Below are 26,977 nucleotides of genomic sequence, written 5' to 3'. Positions count from 1 at the left end.
TAATCGTAAACTTCTTAACATCTTCCCCCAAGCATCCCCTTCGCATTAAATTTAAATCTTATTAATCATTATATTAAGTATAATAGATAAAATTAAAAAATTGAAATTAATTCTCACCTTAATACAATTAGAAAACGGACTACCACTTGTGCAAAAACAAATAGTTCATTATCCTTAAAATATAATCTCATTCGTTCGGAGGTAACTATGTTACAAAAATTCGGTTTCTCACAATATGAAAGCCAAGCTTACGAAGTTGTCGTATCAAGCAATGAACCATTAGATGCTACAACGATTGTGAAGCATTCAGGTGTTCCAAAAGCAAAAATATATGAAGTGCTAGCACGCCTAATCGATAAAGGAATGGTAATGGATTCTGTTTCAGAAAAGAAAAAACTGTATACAGCATTACCACTAAAGCTAGCAATTGAAAAATTAACGACAGAATTCCAATCAAATATTAAAGAACTGGAAACAAATATATCAAAAAAATCATTTACAGATGACCGTGTGTGGAGCTTAAAGATGCAATCTTCTATTCGAGTTCAAAGTAAAGAACTCATTGAAAGTGCAAAAGAATCAATCCGTATTTCAGCTTGGAATGATACTCTTTTAGAATATCTTCCTTTACTAGAACAAAAAGCAAAACAAGGTGTTCAAATTGAATCCCTTATTGTTGGAGAAGTAGAAACAGACTTAGAAAACATGCATTTTCTAATCCCAGCTGAAGAACCTAATGCATTAGAGCGCTACTTGCTACTCATCGTTGACGATCGTGAAATTTTATTTGCTGGCGTAGAACAAGAGTCATGGCAAGCGATGAAAACAATGTCACAACCTTTCGTAAAGTTCTTTACAGAATTTTTCTATCATGACGTTGCACTTGCAAAGATTACCCAGAAACACCATGACCTCTTTATGGAAGATGAGGAAATTAAGAGTTTGTTAATGAAATTAAGATACTAATTAAATAATAAAAAGGAGTCTAGTTTTTCACTTAGACTCCTTTTCGTTTTGTTCCTTTATCTCCATCAACAGCTCAATGATTTTCTCATTTTGCTCTACCTGTTTCTCTGAATTTTTATAGATGAAACGAACCCATCTAAGTGCAAGAATAATAAGAAACAAAGGGAGCATTGAAATTAGAAGACCAATAATTGAAAAATTCGTATACATATACATCACCTCGCTACATATAAATTCTCCACCTTTCTACTAAAACCTGCAATTTTTTACAAATAAAAAAAGAACCTATCAAACGATAGATTCTTCTTTCACGAACTGAGTAGAGCGTCCTCTCGTAATCGAGAAAATCGCGCAAAGCAGTGCTAATACAATAAAGCCACCGCCTACCCAAGCATTATATATAACAGATGATTTTTCGATAACAACTCCGCCTACTGTTGAACCAAGTGCAATTCCTAAGTGAAGGGCAGAGTTATTTAAACTTTGCTGAATACCAGCTGATTCTGGTGCAATTTCAATTAAATAGTTTTGTTGCGCTGGTGAAATCGCCCAGCTCAGCATACTCCAAAGTCCCATCATAATGATGAAGAGCGGGAATGAGAATGTCATTAATGGCAGTATGAATATTGCACACGCAAATACGATAATGATGGAAATAATACTTTTTTTCGATCCCCATTTATCAGCAAGCCAGCCACCAAAGCCGCCACCAATTACTGCTGCGATTCCGAAAATAAAGTAAAACACACTAATCCAGTTTGCTTCAACATGCATGACATCTTTTAAAAACGGTGTTAAATATGCATACAATGTTAAATGCCCTGTTAAAAACAAAAATGATGTTAACTGTGCACTTACAATTTTTTTATCTTTTAAAGTAGCAAGTTGTTCTTTTATTGATAATACCGATGTCGGTGGTACTTTCGTTAAGAATAATGAAATACAAGCAATTGCCATAACTGTTAATACCGAAATTAATACAAATGGTGCACGCCATCCGTATGCATTTCCGAGTACAAGACCAAGCGGTACTCCAAGCACAAGTGATCCACTAATTCCCATAAAAATGATTCCAATTGCACGCGCACGAAAATGCGGTTCTACTACACTAGAAGCAAGTGTTACCGATAGTGCAATAATTAATGAACCACTCGCCGCACAAATAACCCTTGAGAACATCAGCATTCCGTAATTCACACTAAATGCCGAAATAATATTTCCGATTAAGAAAATCGATAATGCTCCAACATACAATGTTTTTCTTTCAAACTTCCCTGTCAAAGCTAATAAAACTGGACCTGACAAAGCAAATACTACCGAAAATATTGTTATAAGCTGACCAGCTGCACTAATAGATACTCCTAAATCATTGGCAACTAAATCGAGCGTTCCTCCTATAATTAGCTCAACCGTTCCGACTACAAAAGCCGCGATAGCTAAAATATAAACACGAAAATTCAAGTCTTTCCCCACGCTTTCTGTTTTGGTTACTACGACTATAGTAACCAAAACAGAAAATAGACGCAAGTACAATTTTTTTACAGTAAAAAAGGTAGGCGTATAATACGCCTACCTTTTCATCATTCTGTTTCTTTCTTCTTATTTAAACACCAATACACCGGAAGTCCCGTAAATACAATTCCAATCGATAAGAAACAACTTACTGGATCGTTAATAATCGCACTACCAATTACAAAGAACGAACCTAAAATCGCTACGATTGGTACGATTGGGAATAACGGTACACTATATGCACGCTCTTTATTCTTATTACGTTTTCTTAAAATGAAGACACCAATAAACGTCATTACATAGAAAATATAAATAATGAATACGGAAATCTCAGACAGCTTATTTGGATCACTAATAATCATTAAAATAATTCCTAAAATGATTTCAACAGTAATCGCATTTGCTGGTGTTTTAAATCTCGGACTTTCCTTTGCAATAAACTTAGAAAATGGAAGTTGTCCACGCTCTGCCATAGACATTGGGATACGTGGGAACGTTAAAATCTTTCCATTTAAACAGCCGAAAATAGAAACGATAATACCGATACTAATAATTTTTCCGCCATATTCTCCAAGTAACATGCCTGCAGCTGTCGCTGTTGCATTTTCTCCAAGGTCTACAATTTTCGCTGCTGGTAATACATTTAATAATGCCAAGTTAATTAATACGTAAGCAGCCGTTACGATTAAAATCCCTACTGTCATTGCTTTCGGTAATAACTTTGTTGGATTCTTCATTTCTCCACCAATCGAAGCAAGTAAAATCCAGCCGTCATAAGCAAATAACGTTGCTAAAATTGCCATACCGATACTTTGATTTTCCGATATCGGCACAACTACGTTAAAAATATCGCTATTCCCTTTCCAGAAACCTAGCACAACAATTAACACAATCGGAATCATCTTCCCAATTGTCGTGATTGTTTGAACGATACCTCCGTATTTTGTTCCCATACTATTTACAACGCCAAGGAACACAACCGTTCCAATTGCGATTGGTAAATTCCACACTTTATCTAAATAGAAAAAATTAATCATTAAAGAACTAAAGTATAAACCTAATGTTCCGATAATAGCAGGTCCATAAACAATTGTTTGCATCCAACCTGATAAATATCCCAAAAAACTTCCGTAAATCTCCTCTAAATACGTATACAACCCACCATTTTTCGGGATTTGCGCTCCAATTTCAGCAACTGTTAAACCACTTGCTAGCGTCAACAGACCACCAATTACCCAAGCAAGAATGGCCATATTAGAACTCCCCGAGTAATCTAATACGCTCCCTGGTTTCATAAACACACCAGATCCAATAATCGTTCCTACTACGATAGAAAGTGCTACTGTTAAACCAATTTTGTTCTTCTCATCATGATGCATGCTGCGTATCCTCCTTCCAATCCTAGTGTGATGCAAAAATGAAATAAAAAAACACTCCTCCCTAAAAAAGGGACGAGTGTTGTATTCGTGGTTCCACCCTTGTTTCAATTCGTAAAGTAACACACTTCACCAATTTCTCAAGTCTAAATAACGGTTTTTGCCGGCAAGCAATTACTAGATGCTCGTTCACTGCTGCAGTTCAGAGGTGGTAATCCATTTTTCCGTATTAGGAAGCTCGCAGCCAAAGGCTTCCCTCTCTGGAAATCGTAAAAAATTGATCGTGTCCTCATCATCACTTCTTGATGTCGAATTTTGTAGTTATTGTTCATTATATTGAATTGTTAGAAAAAATCAATATGTTTTTTATATAACATAGGAAATATTTATCTTCTTATATTATAACAGAAGATACAAAACTTCTCTATTTCCCTAAAAATGGTATAATCCATTTAGGAGGTGCACCAATAATGATTGCTGTCTTTTGTATCATCGCTACGTTTCTCTCTGTTCTATTCGCTATCATGCATCGGCACAAGTATCCTGGTTATAGCATTTTAGCGGTAGCTATTATACCAGCTGTTTCCTTCTACGTATTGGGTAAATATCAATATACGGAAGTGTTTATCGGTTTTGCAATCTTCTACTGCGTCTTCGGATACATACTAACAATGAAAAAAATTTTATTAAATCATTAAAAGGGACCGATTTCTGCTAACAGAAATCGGTCCTCTCACGTATCTTTCGGTTGCCCACACGAAAGATACGACTTCATTCAATTATTTCTCATCTTTTTTCATAAAAAACTTATGGTGCGGTAAATCAACATTCAATGCCTCTAATTGTTTCTTTTCATTGTCTAAAATCGCTTTTGCTTTTGTTTTTGTTGCCTCATCTAATCCTGCAAATATATCTTCATGCTTCTCTTTCTCTGGAAGTTTCACACCTAATTTTGTTAATTCTTCTTTTGCTTGCTCATGCGTTAATTTTCCAGATTTCTTTTGCTCTAAAATTGACTTTGCTTTTTCTTTTGCTTGTTCATCTAAGTTAGCAAACATGTCTCCATGTTTACCTTTCTCCGGCATTTTCACGCCTAGCTTTGTTAATTCCTCTTTTGCTTGCTCATGCGTTAATTTTCCAGATTTCTTTTGCTCTAAAATCGACTTCGCTTTCTCTTTCGCCTGTTCATCTAAGTTAGCAAACATGTCTCCACGCTTACCTTTCTCCGGCATTTTTACGCCTAACTTTGTTAATTCCTCTTTTGCTTGTTCTCGTGTTAATTTTCCAGACTTTTCTTGCTCTAAAATCGACTTCGCTTTTTCTTTCGCCTGTTCATCTAATCCCGCAAACATTTCTTTACGTTTTTCTTTTTCTGGAAGCTTTACACCTAGCTCCTGTAACTGTTTCTTTGTATCGTCCATAATCGTTTTTACTTTTTGTTTTGTAGCGGCATCTAAATCTTTTTTCGCTGTTTTTGTCGCTTGCTCAGCTGTTGGAGTATTTGTTGCCGCGAATGCCGGAACACCGACTCCTCCAATGATTCCGAATGATAAAGCACCTGCAATCGCTAAATAACCAACTGTTTTCTTCTTCATAGGAAATTTCCTCCTTCATATTTCTAAAGCATGTACACTTTCGTATACAACGCCAATAGTAATATTGGTTTCTTAAAATTTCCTTAACGATTCAAATAAAAAACACCGCTCGTAATGAGCGGTGTTTCTCTATGCTTTTTGTAATTGTAACTCTTCACGTTCCATTATTTTTCTTAATACAATTGTTTGTGTCATTGTAAATAAGTTACCTGTTATCCAGTACAACACAAGTCCTGATGGCGCCGCAAACCCCATAAATAGAATCATTGCTGGCATCATAATTTGCTGCATCTTTAGCATCTGTACTTGTTCTCCAGGTGTAATATTCGATTGGAAAACTTTCATCTGAATAAATGTCGTTAACGCTGCAATAATCGGTAATATATGATATGGATCTGCATGTCCTAGGTTCACCCATAAAAACGAAGATGTGCGAATCTCTTCCGTTCTGCTAATCGCATAATACAAAGCAGAGAAAATCGGCATTTGTATAAAAATTGGCCAGCAACCAGCAAGTGGATTCCAACCGCCTGATTTCATTAGTTCTGACATTTCTTTTTGATACTGCTTTTGTTTTTCAAGGTCTTTGCTTACATCACCGTATTTTTTCTTTAGCTTCTGCAATTCAGGTTGCATTTTCTTCATTTTCGCTTGGCTGCGATATTGCGAAACAGCTAATGGAATCATGGCTGAACGAATAACGAGCGTCATAATAATGATAGCAACCCCGAAGCTAGCTCCCGGTATATGATGAGCAACAAATTGAATCATATACGAGATTGGATATACGAAATAATGGTTCCATATTCCCGTACTATGTGAATCAATTGTGCCTGCATTACTGCAGCCAGATAAAACAAAAACAAGTACTACTGATAAACTAATGAGCGCAGCTCGGTATGATTTTAACATGTTCATTCCTCCAATGTTTCGTAATTATTTAGCGAAACATTGGTGTATACGGACCAACCTCATCATTCTCTTCACTTGATTCTTGTCTGCGTACGGAACGAATCATTCCATATTTATAAAAAATTGAAAATAGCGGTACATTTCCCGCACTATCTTCACATGTATCAACTAACGCAAAAGCTCTTTGTCTACCGCTTGATGCTTGTTGACGCACAAAGCGAGAAACATTAGTAAGGAAGAAAACTTCTAATAAACAAAGTGCTGTCGTTACAAACGATATATATAGAATTGCATCCTGCAATAAAAATTCCATCGCTTCACATCCTTAATAAGGTCATTTTAGCACATCGGGCAAATATTCTCTATTTCCTTTTATTTTCAAAAAAAGTATTTTGCATATTTTCTCAAGAAAACAATAATTAAGAAACGTTGTATTCGCTTTCTTTAGCATATTCACACACATCAATGAATAGGCTTGATTTATTAGAAATTTATAAAATTTTTGCATTATAATAAAACTATTGCCAGTTTTTGAAAAAACCTTTATTCTCTTCTTGTAATCAAAAATGAATATGGAGATGAAACATACTATGGGTCAACTAGGAGACGCCGATTACGTTCCCGACACCGCCTTTTTATCCTTCCCAGCAGCTAAAACATTTCACTTAGAATTTATGATACAGTTGGTTGTTATTTTTATAGCTTCTATTTTGTATGCAATTTCTATGAATATGTTTTTTATCCCGCATAATATGATTAGCGGTGGATTCGCTGGTGTAGGGATGATTATCGGTTATTTAATGCACTACAATATCGGTGCACTTATCTTTTTACTAAACATTCCTCTTCTTATTTTAAGTCACTTTTACTTAGGAAAGAAGACAACCTTTTTAACAGCGTACTTTGTAGCTGTATCATCGTTAGCGATGAACATTATCCCGGTACACCAAGTTTCAGACGATATTTTACTTTCTTCTGTATTCGGTGGTGTTATCTGCGGAGCAGCTTCAGGAATTATATTCCGATTTGCTTCTTCAACAGGTGGTTTTGATGTTGTTGGATTGATTGTAGCGAAATACCGAGATGTTTCAATTGGAGCAATCATATTTGTATTCAACTTAATCTTACTTGTAGCAGCAGGTTTTATTTTCGGATGGGATATTACACTTTATACGTTAATTAGTCGATTTGTAGTCAGCAAAGTTATCGACGCTGTGCATACGAAACATATTAAATTAACGATAATGACTATTACAGAAAAAGGCGAGGAAATAAAAAGCGCACTACTACATCACGGCATACGCGGGGTGACAATGGTAGACGCTGTCGGCGGCTATACAAACCATAAGAAAAAAATGATTTACACTGTCGTGACTCGCTATGAGTTAGGCGAAATGAAACGTATTATCCGTCAAGTGGATAACAAAGCATTTATGAACATTACTGAAACAGTTGAAATTGTCGGCCGTTTCAAACGCATATAAAACCGGTTAATAAATTAAAGGGCATAACATATTATATATGACTAATATGTTATGCCCTTTGTTATTCAACTAACGTACCTTTTAGCATAATAAAATCACTAAGTTTATTACTACAAATCGGAGGATAGCATTCCATATACAATACTATCTGTCCATTCCTCTTTATTCCAAAAATCTTGTATGAAATGGGCTTCCTTTCTCATGCCTATTCGTTCACACAATTTTTGTGAAGCTGTATTACGTGCATCAAGATTAGCCTGTATACGATGTACATTACATTCATTAAATAATTTCAATACCAAACTACTTACTGCTTCTGTTGCCAAACCTCTCCCAGCTACTTCATTTGCAAAACTATAACCAATCTCAACAGTGTCTTTCATATTTGTGTACCATACTGATAAATCACCAACTACTTTAGTTTTGTATATAACTGCCAAACTTAATATTGTTTCTTTAGTAAGTACATTATTTGCTAGCTTCTTATTAAATCTTTTCTGCATGTCTTCATGAGTCCACTTATTATGTAATAGGAACTTACATGTATCATCACTATTATAAATAGCAAATACATCCTGTAAATCAGTACTCTTAAAAGGTCTAATTATTAATCTTTCTGTTGTGAACTCCAAGTTAGCTCTCCTCCCTTACATTCATGCTATAAAACATTTTTTATAGTATTTAAGCCTCATTCTTAGATCTCACCTTGATTACATATTTCATCATAATAAATTAAAATCCTTCTTCCACTAAACTGCACCGTTAATTGTATTTCCTTACGCTTTTTATTTTTTACACTTATTACAAAATCAGATAATTCTATTATTATGTCCCTAAATGTGTTATAATGAAAGCAGACTCACAAAAAAAGAGTATATAGACTTGGAAGTTTCTCTTATTTTACAAGCAAAAAGAAACGAGCAGTCGGGTATATTTCAGACACCATACACGTAACGGTTTAAATAACCGATCATCTTAGTTACTCTTCAATGATCTTTTTATAAAAAGATACGTACAATTAAAACTCACTTCAATATACTATACCTACCTTTTTGACTTCCAAATCATCTTATTACATAGGGAGATGAACATATGAATCAATATATACGATATACAATAGCTGTCCTGTTTGCTATTATCGGCGGAGCAATCTGCTTCTGGACAAACACTCAGCTTGGAGAGAATATCATCTTTAACGGAATCGAAACACTTGTAAGCGCTTCAATTCTAGGCGGATACATTTACTTCCTCTTCAATCCAGAAGAAAATGCTCAAAAAACAATGTTATTAACAATGATTGGAATCGTTGGTGGATGTATTTCCTACTCAATGACAAACTATACATTACCACTTCAATTAAGCTCAGCTTTCTTCCACGGTCTATGGACTTGGTTCATTGCATTCTGCCTAGCAGACGTATTCAACCTATTACAAGACACTGAAGAAGATAGCGGTCGTCAAATTGAAAGTAACTCTTAAGCTGGAAGATACTCTTCCAGCTTTTTATATTGTTTTGCATATCCCCGCATCACGATAAAAAGAAGTTACCCTCACGGCAACTTCTTTTCCACATCCCCCACTTCGTATTCACTAAAATATATCAACGATTTTTCAGATATATCGATCATTTCTCCACTTATATCAACGATTTTTTCATTATATCGACGGTTCAACACAAGATATCGATTTAACGACAACCTTCGACACTCGAAACGCACCACATACCCTATCCCCCAAGCAACTTACTGCCGAACTCTACGATTAAAAAGATAATTAATAGGATCGCGAGTATCTTTAATGCTACATATGCCACTTTAAAAACAACATAAATGAGCAAGACTATCAAAATAATTGATAAAATTTCCATATTTACTTCCTCCAAGTTTTGCTCTTCTTATCTCATTTTACTCGCCCCGGGCTATTTATGGAACGGCATAAGATGACATATAAAAAAGAGGATACCTCACCCATCGTAAGATACCCTCACCTTCAACTGCTCAAACCATTCTCTTTCTAATTGTAAATATCCCATCTCACTCTTCTCGGCACTCTTTAATTCTTTATCAGCTTTCTTCATATAAGTACAGGACGCTTCCATATCGCCCTCTAAATATTTAATAATTCCTTGTGTACGGTAATATCCACTTAGGTCCATTTTTGTAATAGCCTTTGCATGTTCCGTTGCTTCTTGCAAAGAAAGACTATCCATCTGATAAAGGGCTTTATATAAAAGATACCAACTATGAAAACTACTAACGAAAAACTTATTTTCTTTCGTTACAGGTAGTTGAACAATTCGTTCTATATACGGTATCGCTCTTTCCATTCCCTCTTGATCTGCACGAGCAAAAAAGACAAGCATAAGTCTACTCATTATCTCTCTTATCCCTTTATTCTCTTTTATTTTCTCCTCACTCAATTCTACTAATCTTTCATCCCAATCTTTCGGTCTTTTATAACTAAATAACTCACTCGATATTTGAATCTCATATAAATGATTTCTAGCTCTTTCATCATCTTTAATTAAAATAAGAAATTGCCTCCCATCACTCATAAGCGTTCCTTTTATCGGCACAATTGTAACCGCAAAGATTGCAAAATGGAAAAAGGAAAAATATAAAAGATATTGATAATAACTCACCATGTATATGTAACCGGAAGTAATACCAAACAGTAAACTCGTAATTGGTCCACCTAAAGTGAGCCACGCCCATTTTTTCGAAAGATTCGGTGTCTCTATAGAAGTTGGTACTAGTGTTGCAACGCCTCCAAAGTAAGCCCATAATTTATTTTCTCGAATGCGTAATTTTCCCTTTTCTTTTTGAATAGTAATGGGTCCTACTGTCATAAATTTAAATGTTAAACCACCTATTACACCAAATACTACATGTCCTAGCTCATGAATGGCTAACACTAATAATGAAATTCCAACTATTGCCCATAGGTTCAAAATTACTACTAATTTCCCAGTTCGGATTACTCCGTATAAAATGGACAGAATTAGCGCCACTGTCATTGAGCCAGCTGGCCTTCTTAAAATATCCACCTTTTTCTCCCCTTAATAAATCATTTTCCTCTGCATTTCGTACATGAACTTCCCAAGATGCAATATCCAAATAAATGAGATTAAGCCAATTAATACAAAATCGATATTACTAGCAGCTGTATATATAACGGCAGCCCACCATACATATGCCAATATTGTATTCGTAAATTCATATGCTTTATATCCAGCCTCATGCACAATGTGCTTTAATCCTTCATCTGCATTTTTCGTCCACATTTTCATAGATTCCATATACGTTACACCTTGTTCAGGATATAGCTTATTATAACGATTTTTTGTTATGAGTCCGATAATTACTACTGTAGTTAAACAAGCAATAGAAGCTACTAAATTCCACACCGCAAATGAAACATCTGTATCCTGCAACAGTGCACGTCTACATGTAATAACTGCATATACAAACCATGCCTGCGTAACTATATCACCTACACGTAAATATATACTTATAATGCCTAATTTTCTGCCTTGTACGCTCTCTTCTTCATCGCGTGCCTCTGCTAACATACGTGTATTCTTCCAAGTATAGTACATCATTAAAATTCCAAAAATAGTACATATACCTATAAATGTATTGGATGATAATTTTCTCGGTTCATCCGAGAGTAAATTTAAAGCTATATAAGACGTTAAAAATCCTCCTATCATACTTAATGCTATTTTCCCCACAGAATCAAATTGTTTTTTTCGCTTACTCTTCATCGTCCTCTTCCCCCTCTACTAACGTAAATATTTCCTCCACCGGTACATTGAAAATTTGTGCGATTTTTAACGACAATACGATAGATGGTGCATAATCCCCACGCTCAATTAAACTAATCGTTTGCCGTGATGATCCAATCGCTTTCCCTAAATCCCCTTGTGATAAACGATGCTTTGCTCGCAATTCCCTCACTCGATTTTGAAGCTTCATGTCTTCCCTCTTTTTCATTTATTTAATTAAAATTGTAAATAATATCCTTATATTTGTCAATTATAATTGTCATTACGACTATAATAATTGACAAAATACTTATTTCTTATCCTGTATCAAATTCCTATAAAGAATGTAAAATGTGCATTAAACATAGTCTTAAAAATAAAATAAAAAAGGCAGTGCTTTTGCACTACCTTCCTAAATTCTGACATAGAATGGATTTCATATTAACTTGCGTTTTGTAGTAATACTCGTTTTAACTGCTTACGGAAACGAATACCCAACGTAACCGCTACAATCACAATAACTCCAAAAATGATTTTACCGATATGACCTTCTAGCACTCCAAAGATATCATGTAAGTTTCCACCTAACCAGTAACCACCGATTAAGAAGAATGATACCCAAAATAGAGCGCCTGAATAAATTGTAATGGCAAAACGACGGAATGGTAAATTAATAATTCCTGCAAAGTATCCTGTGAAATGACGTACACCAGGAATAAAGAAACCAATAAAAATTAGGAAGTACCCATACTTATCAAACCACATTCTCGTTAAGTCAATTTTTCTTTGTGTTAAAAATACGTATTTCCCATACTTTTGAATGAAAGGCATACCTAATTTATTTCCTAAAAAGTATTGAATCGTCATTCCTACACTTGTCCCAATAAAGGATAGAATAATTAAAATCGGTAAACTTAAATCACCCTTATGTGCTAAAAATCCCGCATATGCTAATGTTGGCTCTCCCGGAAACGGAAGTGCAATATATTCTAACAGCAAGCCGACAAGTACAACATAATACCCGTATTGCTGAAATAATTCATGAATCCATTCCATGTCATCTCTCCTTTCAATCACGTACAAATTCTTACTATTATTGTATAAAAAAATTGTCGAAATAACTATCACAATAGCTTACATTTTTATTACATTTTTGTAAGGGTCACACTAATGATTTTCGTTCTTTATTAAATAGTAAAAATTATTTTCCAAGTCGAAATAGCGAAAAGACGCATTAATAACATGCAGATTTTATCCATTTTTTAGCACTAAAAAAGCTCTCTTATTTTGTTCTCAATAAAAAACCATCACAAACTCATGCTAACTTCATATTAGCTTCATATACGTATTGTAAGATTATATCGGAATTTGTTGAAAAATTTAACCAATATATGACTAAGCATTAATTTGAATAAATATAAGTCGTTTTTCGAAATTGAAAAAAGGGTGAATACGAAATGGAAGCATATAAAATGCACGATTTTATTAATACAAATGTTGAATCTCATCAAAATGAAACCGTTTTTAATTTACAAATATGTGAAACAAGTGAATTTGACGTAAGTTTAACAAAATCTACAACACTATCTTTTATCGTTTCAAAAAAGAATATTAAAATTGTCACGAAAAAATGGATTAATTCAAATCAAGAAAGCATGATTGGCAAAAGCTACATCATTCCAACAAAAGCTTTTCACTATTTCTTACCAATCATTTCTGAAAATGAAGATGAGCTAAATATTCAAGTTCAAAGTTTTGGACTACGTGGTGAGCTTTTATTAAATGAAAGATTACTTATTGATAACAACAAACACAACAGCAAAATCACTACATTCTTTGAAACATTAGATGAAAATGTAAATAAAGCATTACGAGGATTACAACTTCATTGTATGTAAGACTATTACGATAGTAAAAGGAGAATAACAATGAAAAAATTATTATTAAGCGCACTATTATCATTAGGATTTTTAACTCTTCCATTCGCTAGTGCAGAGGCAGCTACAACGAAAGATCAATTAATCGTAGACACTCAGTTAAATAAAATGGATTATTATCAGGATGGAAAATTTATAAAAAGTTTTACTGTCGCTACTGGAAAAGCTGCAACACCTACACCTAAAGGCACTTTTCAAATCGTAAATAAAATTAAAAACCGCCCTTATTATACAGGCAAAATTAAAGGCGGCGATCCACGTAATCCACTTGGTGACCGTTGGCTCGGATTAAATATGGCAGGAACTTACGGAACAACTTATGCGATTCACGGAACTAACAATAATCAAGCAATCGGCAAATGGACAACACTTGGTTGTATTCGTATGTATAACAATGATATACACTGGTTATTTGAGCGCGTTCAGCAGCAAGCTACTGTCACTGTAAAATAGCCTAAAAACAAGATTTATGTGTAGCCAAGAATTTTATGTCTTGGCTTATTTTATTTATTCATTTACAGTAGCAAAACAACTGTATTTACATATATAATAGGAATAGATTTGATTAGTTAATATCTAAACATTGATAAACGTAGATATTAAAATTATACAGTTATAATGTTTTATAAATTTTATAATACATACTATAATAGAACTACTGTAATTCTGAACTATTCAGTAACACTAAACTATTCCCCTTGCTACCTTCATGATTATTTTATAGCGGGGGCTTATTATATGTATAAACAATCTGAGTCACTCGAAAAATGATGAATTCGAATATTGCAGTAAAAAGCGTTATTTAGGAGGTGTTACTATGACGCATATACTGGTGATTGAAGACAACCCAGATATACAAGAACTTATTCGTGAATTTCTAATGGCACAAAACTTTACAGTTGATGTAGTTGGTGCTGGAACAGAAGGTATTCTTCTTTTCCAAAAAAATTCATACGATCTTGTCCTCCTCGATGTAATGTTACCAGATATAGATGGCTATAGTATTTGTAAAATTATGCGAGGACAATCTGATGTACCAATCATTATGTTAACAGGCTTACATAATGAAGAAAGTGAAATTAAAGGATTTGAGTTAGGTATTGATGACTATATTACGAAACCGTTCCATTACACTGTATTTATTAAGCGTGTAGAGGCTGTATTAAGAAGGGCAGCAACGAAGGAAGCAGAAGCTGCAACTATACTACAATTCCATGAATTGATGTTAAACTCTACAGCATATGCAGCTTATGTTCATGGTAATCAAATTGAATTGACAACAAAAGAATTTGAAATTATTTATACTTTACTGCAAAATCGAGGAAAAGTATTATCAAGAAGTGATTTGTTGAATAAGGTATGGGGCTATGAACATTATGGTGATGTAAGAGTTATAGATACACATATTAAAAACTTAAGAAAAAAATTAGGAATTCCTTATATTAAAACGGTGAAAGGCATTGGCTACAAAATCGAATCGTAGCAAAGACAACATCACCAAAAATATTTTCATCAAAACCTTATTATTTTGTATTCTTTTATCACTTTGCCTTTATCAAATTATTTACTTTCTAGCTTCAAACTACGATAAAGAACATTTTGCGAAAGAAAATGGAACGCCGACTACAGAACAGGCCGATTCAGATAAGCAAAACGACGGAAGTAAAACGAAGCAAAATAAAGCTGTGTCAGAGGAGAGCATTTCTAATTTCCAATCTTCTATTATAGATTATAAATCTCTTTCTACAGCTATCAATCACCTTTTGCAGCCTAGCCAAACTGTAAAGGCAAAAGAACATACACAAAATCTTTCGGGGAAAAATAGCACTTCTAATCCGCCTACAGAAGCAGAAAAGAAAGCCGCTAATAATGATGCCTTACATACACAAAATGCAGCAAGTAAAACAAATGATACAAATGATAATCCAAAGTTAGCAGATGCGTTGCAGCAATTAGCTCCACATATTGGCGCGACAATGCTTGCATTATCACTACTTGGATCTTTAATTTATACAAAACTAATTGCCAAACCTTTTCAATATATGAGCGATGCTTTAAAAGATATTATGAATCTTGATTTCTCAGATAAAAAGCTACTTAACAAAAATGCAGATCAAACAGATTTTAATTTGCAAGTAGCTGCTTCACAAGTACCAAATATTGTGAAGAATTTACATGAAAGCAATCAAGATTTAAGAAGCGAGCTCAAGAAGGAACAACAATTAGAACAATCTCGTAAAGAATTTATGTCTATGGTGTCCCATGAATTAAAAACACCAATCGCAGCCGTTATGGGACAACTAGATGGCATGATTCACGGAATTGGAGCTTATAAAGATAGAGATAAGTATTTGAAACGTTCCTACGAGATGATGCAAGACATTAACATATTAACGGAAAAAATGTCGGAATTATCCAAAATACAAAACCCTCAATTTAAACCGAATTTAGAAGTCATTTCTTTATCTAATATTATTGAGGATGTTATGAAGAAAGTAGATTACTTTGTATCTGTAAAACAATTAAATGTACAATCTAATATTAAACACGACGTACAAATTTTAGCTGATCCTAAATTTATTCAAACTGCTATTTTTAACATTATTTCAAATGCAATTCATTATACAATTGACCATCAGCACGTATATATAAAGCTTTATGAAAAACCAAATGGTTATGCATTAGAAGTATTAAATACAGGTTCACAAATTGATGAAGATAAACTTGCTCATTTATTTGAGCCTTTTTATCGCGCAAACCCTGATAAACATGGTTTAGTACAAGGTAGTGGTCTTGGATTATATATCGTGAAACAAATATTAGATAAACATCAGTTTCCTTACGGGATACAAAACACAGCTCAAGGTGTAAAATGCTCCATTGTATTCCCAAAAGCAATGTAACATTCACTATAATTACATACCCCAAACTCATACTTCATGTGTGAGTGGCGGAATTTTGTAGAGTGTCTTACTCTGTTTCGTTCGCCCGTTATCCTTATTTGGATAGCGGGCGTTTTTTATTACTTAAAAGGAGGATTTTTTATGGAAAAGTTTAAATATTCATTGCTCGTTTTATTCGGTGCTTGCAGCTACGGCATACTTTCAACTATTTTCAAACTCGGATTCATAAATGGATTTTCAGCACATCAACTACTAGGGGGACAATATGTCTTCGGATGGATTGGACTATTTCTACTCGTTCTTTTCTTTTCACGTCATAAAGTAACAAAAAAACAATTTTTTTCATTACTAACCGTCGGAACAACAATGAGTATGACTGGGATTTTTTACGCTATTTCTGTAGAAGAACTACCCGCATCTATCGCTGTCGTCCTACTCTTTCAGTTCACTTGGATTGGTGTCATTATCGAAGCAATTGCAAATCGAACATTTCCAAGCCGCGATAAGATCATATCTATCCTTATTTTATTTGCTGGTACATTGTTTGCAGGTGGTGTATTTGAAGGCCTCGGACAAAGTTTTTCTACGAAAGGGATTATCTTTGGGCTATTAGCTGCTGTCTCTTTTTCATTCTATGTTTTTGCGAGCGGGCGCGTCGCTACGGATGTTCCGCCTTATACGAAAAGCTTTCTTATGACAACAAGTGCTACTCTTATCGTATGCCTATTCTTTCCGCCAACCTTTTTAACAGACGGTGCTTTGCAAGCTGGCCTATGGAAATATGCTTTCTTCCTCGGATTATTCGGCGTTGTTGTACCTGTCATTTGTTTTTCAATCGGTGTACCAAAGGTTGGAACAGGGCTTGGTACAATATTAGGTGCAGCTGAATTACCAACTGCTATTATTGCTTCTATTACACTTGTACATGAAGTCGTAACGTTCATGCAGTGGATTGGAATTATTTTTATATTGGTTGGGATTTTCACTCCTCAGCTGCTTACGGCTAGGAAAGAAAGGAAACACAATCGCGTGCACAGCGCTTGAAAAAATACAGAATTTATATAAAAGATATAACTGCAACTAAAATAAGTAAATTTATCTGGAGGTATAAATGACTATTTTAAGCATCGTATTTTTTGCTATTATGTGTATCTTCTTCCTAATAAGATATATGAAAGAAAAGAAATTTTACGATTTACTTCTCGTTCCCGTTTGTATATATGCAGGAGCAGTGAAAACTCCTTTCGTAGAGTACTTAAACTTTAATACTACATTTAAAATAACGTATGATATTGCAGCTATTATTCTTGTAATCCTTGCTGTACTTTTCTTTTTGAAAGATAAGAAAGAGAACCATACTGCATAACAAAAGACCTTTCATTTACTTGAAAGGTCTTTTTCTCTATCTCATTTTACCGCTCCATACAGCTTCTCTATCTCATGCTCAATTTGTTTTACATCGATTCGCTCAAATAATGGCTGTACGCTATCAATTCTACTTGGCAACGTATTTTGCGGTTCCCAATTTCGTTTCACAATCGACAATGTGTTTCGAACTCTTTCACTTGAAAATGGTAAAAATGGCTCAAGGAGATGGGCAAAATTAGCGATAAGATACACACAGTTATAAATCGTTTCTTCACATGAAACTGGATCATCTTCTCTTTGTTTCCAAGGCTGCTTTTCATCAAAATATTTATTTGCAAAACGTACTGTATCAAATACTGTCTCTAACGCCACCTTAAATTTAGTTTGCTCAATCGCCTCTCCTACCTGTTTATATAATCCTTCTACTTTATCTTTCAGCTCTACTTCAATACTTCCTTTCGGCACGATACCACCATAATATTTTTCAATAAACTTTAATGTCCGGTTCACAAAGTTCCCGTATGCACCTAATAATTCACTATTATGACTGTAAATAAATTCCCGCCATGAAAAATCAGTATCGCGATTTTCTGGTGCGTTGACGGTTAAAAAGTAACGAATAGAATCTGGATCATATCGTTCTAATATGTCAGGCACCCATACTGCCCAGTTTTTACTTGTAGATAATTTTCTTTTTTCAACTGTTAAATATTCATTCGAAACGATATGACGCGGGATTGCTTCCTCCCCTATTCCAAGTAATACCGCTGGCCAAATGACGGAATGAAACGGAATATTATCCTTTCCGTGCACATAATATGTTTTCGCTTCGCTATCCCAAAACTCTTGATCATCTTTCCCTGTTTCTTCAACCCAATGTTTACTCGCTGAATAATAGCCTGTCACTGCTTCAATCCATACGTAAATTTTCTTATCTTCATACCCTTCTACTGGAATTGGTACCCCAATTGGTAAATCACGTGATACGGCCCTATCTAGTAATCCTTCCTTTACATACCTCTCTGTTAGTTGAATCGCATTGTCGCGCCATGTCCCTGTTTGTTTGGCAATTTCTACAGTCCTTTTAATTTGCTGCTGAAATGTATGCAATGCAAAATAGAAATGCTCTGTTTCCTCTACAGATGGCGTACTACCACATAACTTACATTTCTTTTCTAACAAATCGAGAGGATCTAAAATAGCAGAACAAGCATCGCATTGATCTCCTCTTGCTGCTTCATGACAATGCGGACATATTCCTTCTACATAACGATCCGGTAAAAATTGCGTACACGTTTCACAATATGCTTGTTCCACTGTTTTTTTATAAATATGTCCTTCTTCTAATAAACGTAAAAAAACATTTTGAACCGTTTCATGATGGTGCTCACTATCTGTACGTGTATAGCAATCATAAGTAAAACCAAGGCTACGAAAACATCGTTCAAACTCTTCATGATACTTATCAGCAATTTCTTTCGCTGTCACACCTTCTTGTTTTGCTCTAATTGCAATCGGTGTTCCATTACAATCACTCCCTGAAACATACAGCACATTCTCACCTTTTGCCCTGTAATAACGCGCTAAAATATCTCCAGGTAACAAACTCGCAATATGGCCAAGGTGTAACGAACCATTTGCATACGGCCAAGCGCCTCCAATAAAAATACTCATCTTACATTCCTCCTTTTAAATATAAAAAGCCCCGCCCTTATCTTAAAAAAGATAAGGGCGGGGCTGTATAAACAGTCGCGGTACCACCTTATTTCGCCAATTACTCACATAATTAGCCTTAACAAGTACGGAGCTATATGCTCTTATACTGTGGTTTTGATAACGAGTACCAACTCTCGTCGCCGCCTACTATTATCATTTGATAAGTTCAGGACGAAGCTCAAAGGCCATTGTTCAAATGAATATTCTTGCTTCTTCTCAGCTACCGAAGCTCTCTGGAAAGAATGTGTTCATCCTACTTTTCCTTTTCAACGCTTTTACGTATAAAAAGTATTGTACGACTTAATCACAGAAAAATCAAACTTTTATTCAGAAAGAAAAGGAAATCCCATCCCCCTGCCGAATAACTATACGTTCACAAAAGGAGTGATAACATTGAACCAAAAACAACTAAGCACTATAAATGCAAAAAGCTGGAATACAGCTGCTTATGAAGCTTGGACGAATCGCCACGGGGCACCAGCTGATTATGCGAAAAAAATCATGAAAGATCCCACGCGCGAAGTAGCACATTATTTACCTTACATACAATCTCCAAAAGGAAAATGTATTATTAATTTACTCGGCTCAAAAGGAAATAAAGCTGTCGCACTCGCTCTTTTAGGAGCTGACGTAACAGTTGTTGATATTTCAGCAAGTAATGCAAAATATGCAAATGAACTTGCGGAAGCCGCAGGCGTCTCTATTCATTACATCGTTTCTGATGTACTAGATGTAAATCTCTCCAAATCATTTGATATCGTATTACTGGAACTTGGTGTACTTCATTACTTTCTAGATTTAAAACCACTTTTTACAACAATCTCTCAACTACTAAAGCCCGGTGGAATACTTATCCTTCGCGATTACCATCCAATATACACAAAGCTATTAGGAGTAGACCATCCATCATTTCGAGCAAGTGGAAATTATTTCGATGAAGAATTAATTGAAGATGATGTTGCTTATAGCATCCTTCTTACAGAAGCACAGAAAGAATCGCTACCTAAAACAACCATCCGTCGCTGGACGTTAGGAGAAATTATTACAACACTCGCGGAAGAACATTTTAAAATTGAAAAACTAGTTGAAGAACACGGACCTCATCAAAGATGGCTCTTCCCTTCTGCTGCACCGGAAGGAATCGAAGAACGTATCCCTGGTCTATATACAATAATTGCGACAGCATGCAAAAAAGGATCCCTTCACGGATAGGATCCTTTTTGCATGCTCACGCATATAAGTTGAGGTTGGAGATTACCATAATTCTGTAGAATAGGACACAAGATATTTCAACATTTCGTCTCTGACTTACGTCGTCAAAAAGGGGTATGACCAACATAACGAAGAGTAATGTTTCAGTTGATACTGATAATCGTTATCAACTAATTAGAAGTATACATGATGTCATTTCAAATTTCAATAGCATTTCTAATATTTATTTATGAATTTTATGATATGCAAATGTATACATTTTAAGAACTTTTTCTAATACCAATCTGACTGCTTCCATTATCTGCTATAATTTTCATTGAACAGATTAATAACTTCATAATAATGTTTTTATTAATTTTGTTTTAAATATCTATAAATCATAATAAACAGTTTAAATGAGGGTAGGGGTAACGATGAAATATGTTAGTATTCGAAAAAAACTACTGTTCACACTCTTAAGCATTTCTTCTTTATTTAGCATTGCTCTTATTGTTATTCTTTCATTCGCCATGAATCAAGCAAGTGAAATCGAAACGTTAAAAAATGATGTATCAAAAAGAGCGACGATTTTAAAAGAACGTGGCGATTGGTTCCAAGCACAAGTTGCTGGTTTACAAGAATATTTACTATCACATGATCAAAAAGGATTAGATAAGTTCAACCGAGAAGGGAAAAAATTAGCTGATACTAGAGAGAAAGTAACAAGTGACAAGAAGCTCCCAGAAGGAATGAAAGAAGCTATTTTAATGGGGGGAAAATGGCGTAGCGTCATAGATAATGAGGTACTACCTCTTGCTCGTGAAGGAAAATGGGACGAAGCATCCAAAATTGCTTTAGCACAAACAGATTATGTAAATGATCTTTTAGGTCGTTTTAATAAATATACAAATGAAGAGAATGAGAAACGTGACGCATTAATTGCTGACGTTGAGTCTTCTTCATCACTTATTCAATATATTATTTTCTTCTCACTCATTACATGTACATTAACGTCTATTTTATTAGCATGGTGGTTCTCTGGTAAACTCGTTAAACCAATTCGACAAATTGATGAGAAGTTAAAAGAATTAGCTTCTCAAGATGGAGATTTAACGGCTAGATTACACGTAACAAGTAAAGATGAAATAGGTGACATTGCAAATTCTTTTAATCAAATGCTCACTAACTTACAGCTTATAATAAAACAAGTTCAACAAACATCAACAAGTGTAAAAGAAGCTTCCGAAAATGTATTTATCGAAACGACTGCTTCTATGGAAAATACCGCAAGGACCCAAGAAACTATGAATGCTCTTGAACACAATATTCGTTCACAAGTTTCTAGCATTGAAGAAAGTTCAACTGCAATGGATGACATGGCAACAAGTGTTCAGCGTATCGCTGAGTCCGCCTCTTCTGTTACTAGTTTAGCTGTTACAACTTCAGAAAAAGCAGATGATGGGAATAAAGTCATTGAGAAATCTATTACACAAATGCACACAATTAACGAAGCTGTTAACGCTACATCACAAGTAGTTGAGCGACTCATTACACATACAAATCATATCGATACTGCACTTCAATCTATTTCGAATATCGCCGAGCAAACAAATTTACTCGCTTTAAATGCTTCTATTGAAGCAGCTCGTGCTGGTGAACATGGAAAAGGATTCGCTGTTGTTGCTGATGAAGTTCGAAAACTTGCTGAACAATCTCAACTAGCCGCAACTGACATTAACCATTTACTGCATCAAATTCAAGCCGATACTAAAGTAGCAAATGACATGATGACACAAGGTCAAGCAGAAGCTTCTGAAGGAATTACTGTTATTCGTACTGCCGGATTTTCATTCTCAGAAATTGTTAACCACATTAACAAAGTCTCTACGCAAATGCAAGAAATGTCTGCAACTGCTGAAGAGATGGCTGCAAGCTCTGAAGAAATGAACGCAGCTTTAAATAATATCGCCTCTATTTCAAATGAAGTTGCTGCAGAAACATTACAAACAGCACATTCAGCTGGTGATCAAGTAAACAAAATGAGTATCGTGGCTAACAAATCATCTGAAATGAAAACAATCGTACAAGAACTTGAAGTTCTCGTCTCTCATTTCAAAACAAACGCTTAAAGTGAAAATGACACGAACTCAAAGGTATAGGAAAGAAAGTTTTACAGGTTCTCCTTTTTCACTTTAAAATATCTCTTTCTATCTCTCATTCCGTCTGCTATAATTCCTAAAGGAAATAAGAAAGCTTTATTCCAACTGGAGTAAAGCTTTCTTTCAATTTTTTACATTTATTAATTCTAATACTAAGATTTCACAAAGGAGGCTTTTAATTATATGAATTTTGTAAGTATCAGAAAAAAACTTATGTTCATGATGGGAACGATTTGCGCTTTATTTGGTATCGCCTTAGCTTTTATTTTATTTTTTGCTATTGACCAATCTCGTAAAGCTGAAACATTACAAAAAGAAATTTCTCCACTGGCAACAGAATTGAAAGAACGTGGAGACGCTTATCAAGTACAGCTATCTGCTTTAAGAGGTTATTTACTACAACATGATCAAGTCGAAATAGACAAGTTTAATGAGATGAGTAAACGTCTTGAGGATTCAAAAGATAAACTTCTTTCTAATCCAAATCTTTCTTCGTCCGTAAAAAGTACAATGGAATTAGGTTCTACTTGGAGAAAGTTCGTTGAAGAAAAAGTATTCACTCTTGCAAAAGAACAAAAATGGGAAGAAGCTTTACAAGTAGCTTCTTCAGAAAACGGAACGGTCTATAAAGTAATTGGTGACTTCACAAATTACAGTAATGAACAAGCTAAATTACGTGAACAATCTATTGAACAAATTGATCAATCTTCACTAGGAATTGAATATGCAGTCTTTCTATCACTTGTTATTTGTATTATCGTTGCAATTATTCTTGCATGGTGGTTCTCTGGTAAACTTGTGAAACCAATTCAACAAATTGATACAAAACTAAAAGAATTAGCCTCTGAAGAAGGTGACTTAACGGCACGTCTACAAGTAAATAGCAACGATGAAATCGGTGCTATTGCAGCATCATTTAATAAAATGTTAGAAAACCTACAACATATCATTAATCGTGTTCAAAAAACATCAGTGGAAGTACAAACCGCTTCTGAAAATATGCTAGAAAAAACGAATACATCACGTGAGGCGACATTAAGAGTCCAAAGCTCGATGTCCAACTTAAATGCAAGTATTCAATCACAAACTTCTAGTATGGAAGAAAGTTCAACTGCAATGGACGATATGGCAGTAAGTGTTCAGCGTATTGCTGAATCTGCTTCATCTGTAGCGGAACTTGCTGTTGCCACATCTGAACATGCTAGCGATGGAAGTACCGTTATTCAAAAATCTGTTTCACAAATGACAACAATACACGAAGCTGTAAATGCTACGTCAGAAGTGGTTGAACGTCTAATCACTCATACGAAATATATTGATACTGCTGTACAATCTATTTCTAATATTGCTGAGCAAACAAACTTACTTGCTTTAAATGCTTCTATTGAGGCAGCTCGTGCTGGCGAGCAAGGAAAAGGATTTGCTGTCGTAGCTGACGAAGTTCGAAAACTTGCTGAACAATCTAAAACAGCTGCAACAGACATTAATCAATTACTACATCAAATTCAAAATGATACAGAGACTGCTAGCTCTATGATGTCTCAAGGCCGTTCTGAAGCATTTGAAGGTATCAATGTTATTCGTGAAGCTGGTACTTCTTTCACAACAATTGTGGAACAAGTAAATAAAGTATCTACTCAAATGCAAGATATATCAGCAACTGCTGAAGAAATGGCTGCAAGTGCTGAAGAAATGAATGCTTCACTTAATAACATCGCTTCTATCTCTACTGAAGTATCCAGCGAAACTGCCGCAACGGCACAATCTGCTGAACAGAAAGTTATTGTTATGAATGAAATGACAGTAACTGCTAGAAAAATGAAACAAACAGTTGAAGAGTTAGATCAGCTCGTATCTCATTTTAAAACAGAATAGATGTTCAAAAAATATCCCTCTTGCGAAGAGGGATATTTTTTTGAGCTCATTTCCTGCACATTATGCTCATTTCCGTTATAATGAGAATCGATATCATTAAAGTGTAGGAGGGGCTGCTTATGTCACAAGAAGCATTTGAAAATAAATTACTTGCCAATTTAGAAGCTGTTATTGACCCTGAACTAGGTGTTGATATCGTTAATCTTGGATTAGTGTATGATGTTACAGCAGATGAAAATAATAATGCTGTCATTACGATGACTATGACTTCTATCGGTTGTCCAATGGCTGGGCAAATCGTATCAGACGTTAAAAAAGTATTATCAACAAACGTACCTGAAGTTAATGAAATAGAAGTAAATGTCGTTTGGAATCCACCGTGGTCGAAAGAACGTATGTCACGTATGGCGAAAATCGCATTAGGTATTCGCGACTAAATAAAGTGGAAATTTCATCATTTGCGGATAGCGGGATAAAGAAAAGACCTGACTAGGATGTCAGGTCTTTTCTCTTATTATTTTACACCTACTGCATCATAAGCTTTCGTTACAGCTTGTACAGCTTTAGAGTTTTTACCGTATAAATCTTCAGCTGACTGAAGTGCCGCTTGACGCATCATTTTGAAGTCAGAGTTTGCAGTTAAATATTTCGTAAGCGCACGGTAGTAAATTTTTTCTGTCGCTTCACGGCCCACTCCAGTTACTTTCACGCCGTAATGATCTCCGCCTTCAGAAACTAAATAAGCAGCTTTATTATTAATACTACTGTTAATATGAACGCCGCCATTATCAGCTGTTCCAGTATAACGTTTACTATAGTGATCTGGGTAACCTTCACTTGGTTTTAATGGGTTTGGAATAGATGCTGGATCTTTTAGTGAACGAAGCGCATCACCAGGTTTATCAGGTGTATAAATATCAGCACCTAAATCCCAGCTCTTCTTCTCAACCATAACACCCATAATATCAGATAACGATTCATTTAACGCCCCTGACTCATTTTTGTAAACAAGGTTTGCTGTATGTTCAGTTACAGCATGCGTTAATTCGTGACCGATAACATCAAGTCCAGCAGATAATGGAATGAATGTTTTTCCATCGCCATCACCGTACATCATTTGCACACCATTCCAAGCTGCGTTATTCCAAGCTGTACCTACGTGAACAGTTGAAATAAGCTTCGCACCTTTATCATCGAAAGAGTCACGATTAAATGTCTTTTTGTAGTAATCATATACTTTTCCTGCATTTACATGCGCATCAACTGCAGCTTTATCTTCGAAGAACTTAGATTTACTTTCAACTTCTTCTCCTGTATATCCAAGCCATTGTGAGAATAAATTAAACCAGTTCTCGTCCATATTTTCTGCATCAAATGTATGAACACCTTGTCCTCGTTTACCATCAAACAAGTTGAATTGTCCTGTTTTCGTATCTTGAGCAATTTCAAATGATTGTCTAGCACCTAATACTCCGTAACCAAATCCAGTAATGTTATCTACAGCGTTATATTTCTCAATAACATTTCCATTCGTTGCATCAACAAAATAATGCCAATATCCTGGAGCTGGTTTTGAAATCGATGCCTTAACTAAGTATGCAAGGTAGTAATTACCGTCCTTTTCATATACAAATAAATCTTTTTTCACACCGTCATAACTCTTTACTTTACCAATTTCTTTCTCAATATCTGCCTTTGCAATCGTTTCTGCTTGTTCCGCAGTAATGCTTGCAGCTGCAGGAATATTTTTATCATCTAAATTCGGAATAACTTGTCCGAAGAATGCTTTTACATTATTCTCTTTATCAAGTGTAACAATTTGATCAGAACCGTACACAGGAATGTTATTATGTTTCTCAACTAGCTTCACATGTGTCGTATCAGATTCAGCGTCTTTTTCTTCCCCAACGATATTAAAATGCTTTTCAATATTTCCTGCTAATTTAAACATATCTTTCTTACTCTCTAAGTATTGAAAGACTGTCTCTTTTTTATCTAGTCCTTCCGGTGCTTTCCATTCTTCACCTATGTATGCAGGTGTTTTAAATTCTTGATGATATTGAATTTTTTGTTCTTCCGCTTTCGTTGTCGTTGCCCCAAACGCTCCAAATCCCCCGGCGATAACAGTTAACGCTAATGCTGATGAAATGACTTGCTTTTTCACTATAACATTCCCCATTCCCATAAAGATTTTTGACACTTTTATACAATTCTTAT

The 26,977-nt window shown here is 35.0% G+C and carries 29 protein-coding genes and 2 other annotated features; of the genes, 14 read left to right on the top strand and 15 right to left on the bottom strand.

Features of this window, described 5'->3' with window-relative positions:
• The first annotated feature begins 207 nt into the window (after window positions 1–207).
• Complete coding sequence (locus EBQ15_RS13985; protein WP_000939479.1) at window positions 208–966, top strand: TrmB family transcriptional regulator; 759 nt, start codon at window positions 208–210, stop codon at window positions 964–966.
• A gap of 27 nt (window positions 967–993) precedes the next feature.
• Here the strand turns inward: EBQ15_RS13985 and EBQ15_RS13980 are convergent, their stop codons facing one another.
• From EBQ15_RS13980 to EBQ15_RS13970, 3 genes are all read right to left on the bottom strand, one after another.
• Window positions 994–1,176: a hypothetical protein gene (locus EBQ15_RS13980; protein WP_000288473.1), complete on the bottom strand. Its 183-nt coding sequence runs from the start codon at window positions 1,174–1,176 to the stop codon at window positions 994–996.
• Window positions 1,177–1,254: 78 nt separating this feature from the next.
• Window positions 1,255–2,439 carry an MFS transporter gene (locus EBQ15_RS13975; protein WP_002001400.1) on the bottom strand — a complete coding sequence of 395 codons (1,185 nt, stop codon included), beginning with the start codon at window positions 2,437–2,439 and terminating at the stop codon, window positions 1,255–1,257.
• Window positions 2,440–2,546: 107 nt separating this feature from the next.
• Window positions 2,547–3,857, bottom strand: a complete 1,311-nt coding sequence (locus EBQ15_RS13970; RefSeq protein WP_000546303.1) for an APC family permease — start codon at window positions 3,855–3,857, stop codon at window positions 2,547–2,549.
• A gap of 65 nt (window positions 3,858–3,922) precedes the next feature.
• Window positions 3,923–4,159, bottom strand: a binding site (T-box leader).
• Between the two features lie 165 nt (window positions 4,160–4,324).
• Between EBQ15_RS13970 and EBQ15_RS13965 the strand changes: the two genes are divergently transcribed.
• Complete coding sequence (locus EBQ15_RS13965; RefSeq protein WP_000562238.1) at window positions 4,325–4,552, top strand: hypothetical protein; 228 nt, start codon at window positions 4,325–4,327, stop codon at window positions 4,550–4,552.
• An 81-nt stretch (window positions 4,553–4,633) separates the two neighbouring features.
• Here EBQ15_RS13965 and EBQ15_RS13960 read toward each other — a convergent pair whose 3' ends face one another.
• The 3 genes from EBQ15_RS13960 to EBQ15_RS13950 form a co-directional block, all read right to left on the bottom strand.
• A complete protein-coding gene (locus EBQ15_RS13960; RefSeq protein ID WP_000730878.1) occupies window positions 4,634–5,449 on the bottom strand; it encodes a hypothetical protein in 816 nt (271 codons plus the stop codon).
• A gap of 129 nt (window positions 5,450–5,578) precedes the next feature.
• Window positions 5,579–6,361, bottom strand: coding sequence for a membrane protein insertase YidC (locus EBQ15_RS13955; protein WP_000920519.1), 783 nt, complete (start codon window positions 6,359–6,361; stop codon window positions 5,579–5,581).
• 28 nt (window positions 6,362–6,389) lie between these two features.
• On the bottom strand, window positions 6,390–6,674 hold the full coding sequence (locus EBQ15_RS13950; RefSeq protein ID WP_000394936.1) for a hypothetical protein: 285 nt from the start codon (window positions 6,672–6,674) through the stop codon (window positions 6,390–6,392).
• 277 nt (window positions 6,675–6,951) lie between these two features.
• Between EBQ15_RS13950 and EBQ15_RS13945 the strand changes: the two genes are divergently transcribed.
• Window positions 6,952–7,845 (top strand): YitT family protein, encoded by an 894-nt coding sequence (locus tag EBQ15_RS13945; protein ID WP_000530044.1) that lies wholly within the window; start codon window positions 6,952–6,954, stop codon window positions 7,843–7,845.
• Window positions 7,846–7,955: 110 nt separating this feature from the next.
• On the opposite strand, the gene EBQ15_RS13940 is transcribed toward EBQ15_RS13945, so the two are convergent.
• Window positions 7,956–8,477 carry a GNAT family N-acetyltransferase gene (locus EBQ15_RS13940; protein ID WP_016118849.1) on the bottom strand — a complete coding sequence of 174 codons (522 nt, stop codon included), beginning with the start codon at window positions 8,475–8,477 and terminating at the stop codon, window positions 7,956–7,958.
• A gap of 460 nt (window positions 8,478–8,937) precedes the next feature.
• Between EBQ15_RS13940 and EBQ15_RS13935 the strand changes: the two genes are divergently transcribed.
• Complete coding sequence (locus EBQ15_RS13935; RefSeq protein WP_001077763.1) at window positions 8,938–9,324, top strand: DUF3938 domain-containing protein; 387 nt, start codon at window positions 8,938–8,940, stop codon at window positions 9,322–9,324.
• Window positions 9,325–9,395: 71 nt separating this feature from the next.
• Here the strand turns inward: EBQ15_RS13935 and EBQ15_RS13930 are convergent, their stop codons facing one another.
• From EBQ15_RS13930 to EBQ15_RS13905, 6 genes are all read right to left on the bottom strand, one after another.
• Window positions 9,396–9,566: a PadR family transcriptional regulator gene (locus EBQ15_RS13930; protein ID WP_241228017.1), complete on the bottom strand. Its 171-nt coding sequence runs from the start codon at window positions 9,564–9,566 to the stop codon at window positions 9,396–9,398.
• A 5-nt stretch (window positions 9,567–9,571) separates the two neighbouring features.
• Window positions 9,572–9,712, bottom strand: a complete 141-nt coding sequence (locus EBQ15_RS13925; protein WP_000404758.1) for a DUF3985 family protein — start codon at window positions 9,710–9,712, stop codon at window positions 9,572–9,574.
• Window positions 9,713–9,808: 96 nt separating this feature from the next.
• Window positions 9,809–10,861 (bottom strand): site-2 protease family protein, encoded by a 1,053-nt coding sequence (locus EBQ15_RS13920; RefSeq protein WP_033683986.1) that lies wholly within the window; start codon window positions 10,859–10,861, stop codon window positions 9,809–9,811.
• A gap of 42 nt (window positions 10,862–10,903) precedes the next feature.
• Entirely contained in the window at window positions 10,904–11,611 is a 708-nt protein-coding gene (locus EBQ15_RS13915) for a DUF3169 family protein (protein WP_000837710.1), read from the bottom strand.
• Window positions 11,601–11,822 (bottom strand): helix-turn-helix transcriptional regulator, encoded by a 222-nt coding sequence (locus tag EBQ15_RS13910; RefSeq protein ID WP_000776168.1) that lies wholly within the window; start codon window positions 11,820–11,822, stop codon window positions 11,601–11,603. Before EBQ15_RS13910 ends, EBQ15_RS13915 begins: the two co-directional genes overlap by 11 nt.
• Before the next feature lie 230 nt (window positions 11,823–12,052).
• Window positions 12,053–12,667: a DedA family protein gene (locus EBQ15_RS13905; RefSeq protein ID WP_000454754.1), complete on the bottom strand. Its 615-nt coding sequence runs from the start codon at window positions 12,665–12,667 to the stop codon at window positions 12,053–12,055.
• Between the two features lie 401 nt (window positions 12,668–13,068).
• On the opposite strand from EBQ15_RS13905, the gene EBQ15_RS13900 reads away from it, so the two are divergent.
• From EBQ15_RS13900 to EBQ15_RS13875, 6 genes are all read left to right on the top strand, one after another.
• Window positions 13,069–13,509, top strand: a complete 441-nt coding sequence (locus tag EBQ15_RS13900; protein ID WP_000388768.1) for a DUF3978 family protein — start codon at window positions 13,069–13,071, stop codon at window positions 13,507–13,509.
• A 30-nt stretch (window positions 13,510–13,539) separates the two neighbouring features.
• Window positions 13,540–14,001, top strand: coding sequence for a L,D-transpeptidase (locus tag EBQ15_RS13895; RefSeq protein WP_000735058.1), 462 nt, complete (start codon window positions 13,540–13,542; stop codon window positions 13,999–14,001).
• 364 nt (window positions 14,002–14,365) lie between these two features.
• Window positions 14,366–15,031: a response regulator transcription factor gene (locus EBQ15_RS13890; RefSeq protein WP_000148833.1), complete on the top strand. Its 666-nt coding sequence runs from the start codon at window positions 14,366–14,368 to the stop codon at window positions 15,029–15,031.
• Window positions 15,009–16,451, top strand: a complete 1,443-nt coding sequence (locus EBQ15_RS13885) for a sensor histidine kinase (RefSeq protein ID WP_000201953.1) — start codon at window positions 15,009–15,011, stop codon at window positions 16,449–16,451. The genes EBQ15_RS13890 and EBQ15_RS13885 overlap by 23 nt, the downstream gene beginning before the upstream one ends.
• A 141-nt stretch (window positions 16,452–16,592) precedes the next feature.
• The gene (locus EBQ15_RS13880) at window positions 16,593–17,495 is read left to right on the top strand and encodes an EamA family transporter (protein ID WP_000410483.1); all 903 of its coding nucleotides are present in this window, start codon (window positions 16,593–16,595) and stop codon (window positions 17,493–17,495) included.
• A gap of 67 nt (window positions 17,496–17,562) precedes the next feature.
• Window positions 17,563–17,817, top strand: coding sequence for a hypothetical protein (locus EBQ15_RS13875; protein ID WP_000154132.1), 255 nt, complete (start codon window positions 17,563–17,565; stop codon window positions 17,815–17,817).
• A gap of 41 nt (window positions 17,818–17,858) precedes the next feature.
• Here the strand turns inward: EBQ15_RS13875 and metG are convergent, their stop codons facing one another.
• Window positions 17,859–19,493: a methionine--tRNA ligase gene (metG, locus tag EBQ15_RS13870; RefSeq protein WP_000021553.1), complete on the bottom strand. Its 1,635-nt coding sequence runs from the start codon at window positions 19,491–19,493 to the stop codon at window positions 17,859–17,861.
• Window positions 19,494–19,543: 50 nt separating this feature from the next.
• Window positions 19,544–19,814 (bottom strand) — a binding site (T-box leader).
• A gap of 114 nt (window positions 19,815–19,928) precedes the next feature.
• Between metG and EBQ15_RS13865 the strand changes: the two genes are divergently transcribed.
• The 4 genes from EBQ15_RS13865 (at window position 19,929) to EBQ15_RS13850 (ending at window position 25,197) form a co-directional block, all read left to right on the top strand.
• Complete coding sequence (locus tag EBQ15_RS13865) at window positions 19,929–20,747, top strand: class I SAM-dependent methyltransferase (protein ID WP_001072229.1); 819 nt, start codon at window positions 19,929–19,931, stop codon at window positions 20,745–20,747.
• A gap of 413 nt (window positions 20,748–21,160) precedes the next feature.
• Window positions 21,161–22,855, top strand: a complete 1,695-nt coding sequence (locus EBQ15_RS13860) for a methyl-accepting chemotaxis protein (protein WP_000878443.1) — start codon at window positions 21,161–21,163, stop codon at window positions 22,853–22,855.
• A gap of 213 nt (window positions 22,856–23,068) precedes the next feature.
• Window positions 23,069–24,760, top strand: coding sequence for a methyl-accepting chemotaxis protein (locus tag EBQ15_RS13855; protein ID WP_001012190.1), 1,692 nt, complete (start codon window positions 23,069–23,071; stop codon window positions 24,758–24,760).
• A 119-nt stretch (window positions 24,761–24,879) separates the two neighbouring features.
• The gene (locus EBQ15_RS13850; RefSeq protein WP_000076422.1) at window positions 24,880–25,197 is read left to right on the top strand and encodes a metal-sulfur cluster assembly factor; all 318 of its coding nucleotides are present in this window, start codon (window positions 24,880–24,882) and stop codon (window positions 25,195–25,197) included.
• Window positions 25,198–25,274: 77 nt separating this feature from the next.
• Here EBQ15_RS13850 and EBQ15_RS13845 read toward each other — a convergent pair whose 3' ends face one another.
• On the bottom strand, window positions 25,275–26,924 hold the full coding sequence (locus EBQ15_RS13845; protein WP_033683985.1) for a M4 family metallopeptidase: 1,650 nt from the start codon (window positions 26,922–26,924) through the stop codon (window positions 25,275–25,277).
• Between the last annotated feature and the right edge of the window lie 53 nt (window positions 26,925–26,977).

This window comes from Bacillus sp. 2D03 (genome assembly GCF_003946765.1).
In the GTDB taxonomy this organism is placed as follows: Bacteria; Bacillota; Bacilli; order Bacillales; family Bacillaceae_G; genus Bacillus_A; species Bacillus_A cereus.
Note: the sequence above shows the minus strand (reverse complement) of the source record. Positions and strands in the feature narration are given on the sequence as shown.

Coding starts and splice junctions, on each gene's coding strand:
- EBQ15_RS13850 (WP_000076422.1), top strand. CDS start 24,880: ATGTCACAAGAAGCATTTGAAAATAAATTACTTGCCAATTTAGAAGCT.
- EBQ15_RS13950 (WP_000394936.1), bottom strand. CDS start 6,674: ATGGAATTTTTATTGCAGGATGCAATTCTATATATATCGTTTGTAACG.
- EBQ15_RS13880 (WP_000410483.1), top strand. CDS start 16,593: ATGGAAAAGTTTAAATATTCATTGCTCGTTTTATTCGGTGCTTGCAGC.
- EBQ15_RS13960 (WP_000730878.1), bottom strand. CDS start 5,449: ATGAAGAAGAAAACAGTTGGTTATTTAGCGATTGCAGGTGCTTTATCA.
- EBQ15_RS13945 (WP_000530044.1), top strand. CDS start 6,952: ATGGGTCAACTAGGAGACGCCGATTACGTTCCCGACACCGCCTTTTTA.
- EBQ15_RS13915 (WP_000837710.1), bottom strand. CDS start 11,611: ATGAAGAGTAAGCGAAAAAAACAATTTGATTCTGTGGGGAAAATAGCA.
- EBQ15_RS13925 (WP_000404758.1), bottom strand. CDS start 9,712: ATGGAAATTTTATCAATTATTTTGATAGTCTTGCTCATTTATGTTGTT.
- metG (WP_000021553.1), bottom strand. CDS start 19,493: ATGAGTATTTTTATTGGAGGCGCTTGGCCGTATGCAAATGGTTCGTTA.
- EBQ15_RS13855 (WP_001012190.1), top strand. CDS start 23,069: ATGAATTTTGTAAGTATCAGAAAAAAACTTATGTTCATGATGGGAACG.
- EBQ15_RS13955 (WP_000920519.1), bottom strand. CDS start 6,361: ATGTTAAAATCATACCGAGCTGCGCTCATTAGTTTATCAGTAGTACTT.
- EBQ15_RS13860 (WP_000878443.1), top strand. CDS start 21,161: ATGAAATATGTTAGTATTCGAAAAAAACTACTGTTCACACTCTTAAGC.
- EBQ15_RS13965 (WP_000562238.1), top strand. CDS start 4,325: ATGATTGCTGTCTTTTGTATCATCGCTACGTTTCTCTCTGTTCTATTC.
- EBQ15_RS13900 (WP_000388768.1), top strand. CDS start 13,069: ATGGAAGCATATAAAATGCACGATTTTATTAATACAAATGTTGAATCT.
- EBQ15_RS13935 (WP_001077763.1), top strand. CDS start 8,938: ATGAATCAATATATACGATATACAATAGCTGTCCTGTTTGCTATTATC.
- EBQ15_RS13920 (WP_033683986.1), bottom strand. CDS start 10,861: ATGACAGTGGCGCTAATTCTGTCCATTTTATACGGAGTAATCCGAACT.
- EBQ15_RS13895 (WP_000735058.1), top strand. CDS start 13,540: ATGAAAAAATTATTATTAAGCGCACTATTATCATTAGGATTTTTAACT.
- EBQ15_RS13980 (WP_000288473.1), bottom strand. CDS start 1,176: ATGTATACGAATTTTTCAATTATTGGTCTTCTAATTTCAATGCTCCCT.
- EBQ15_RS13905 (WP_000454754.1), bottom strand. CDS start 12,667: ATGGAATGGATTCATGAATTATTTCAGCAATACGGGTATTATGTTGTA.
- EBQ15_RS13910 (WP_000776168.1), bottom strand. CDS start 11,822: ATGAAGCTTCAAAATCGAGTGAGGGAATTGCGAGCAAAGCATCGTTTA.
- EBQ15_RS13970 (WP_000546303.1), bottom strand. CDS start 3,857: ATGCATCATGATGAGAAGAACAAAATTGGTTTAACAGTAGCACTTTCT.
- EBQ15_RS13890 (WP_000148833.1), top strand. CDS start 14,366: ATGACGCATATACTGGTGATTGAAGACAACCCAGATATACAAGAACTT.
- EBQ15_RS13875 (WP_000154132.1), top strand. CDS start 17,563: ATGACTATTTTAAGCATCGTATTTTTTGCTATTATGTGTATCTTCTTC.
- EBQ15_RS13985 (WP_000939479.1), top strand. CDS start 208: ATGTTACAAAAATTCGGTTTCTCACAATATGAAAGCCAAGCTTACGAA.